Consider the following 371-nt stretch of genomic DNA (forward strand, 5'->3'; position numbering starts at 1 on the left):
TTGGCGCCCTCCTCGGTGAGCGTTGTTTTCACGCCGCTATCCTTCGTGACACCGTCCGGGGAAGTGTTGAACGTCTTGCCGGCGGCCGGGGTGATCGCCTCCGGGAGGGTGAAGGTAGCAAAGACAGCGTCATCGCCGCGTTCGTTGAGCGCGCTTTCGTCACCAGTGATGTTGGTGCCGCGCACCCAGTAATCAACGGAGATCTTGCCGGCGGTGCCATCGACGTGCACCTTCACATCGGAAAACTGGATATCCAGACCGTAGTCCTGCCCTTCCGGGGCGTAGGCCTTGTGGCCGGTCCACCGGACGGCACCGTCGAAAGCCAAGACACCCTTGCCATTGGCGTCCAACTTCGAGTTGGCCGGGTTGAA

At 61.7% G+C, this 371-nt stretch carries 1 protein-coding gene; it reads right to left on the bottom strand.

Going from position 1 to position 371, the window contains the following annotated elements:
• Positions 1-371: HtaA domain-containing protein (locus HMPREF2617_RS05000; protein ID WP_210400819.1), on the bottom strand; the 371-nt coding region annotated here is incomplete at both ends.

The sequence above is a fragment of the Corynebacterium sp. HMSC070H05 genome (assembly GCF_001837615.1).
GTDB lineage: Bacteria > Actinomycetota > Actinomycetes > Mycobacteriales > Mycobacteriaceae > Corynebacterium > Corynebacterium coyleae.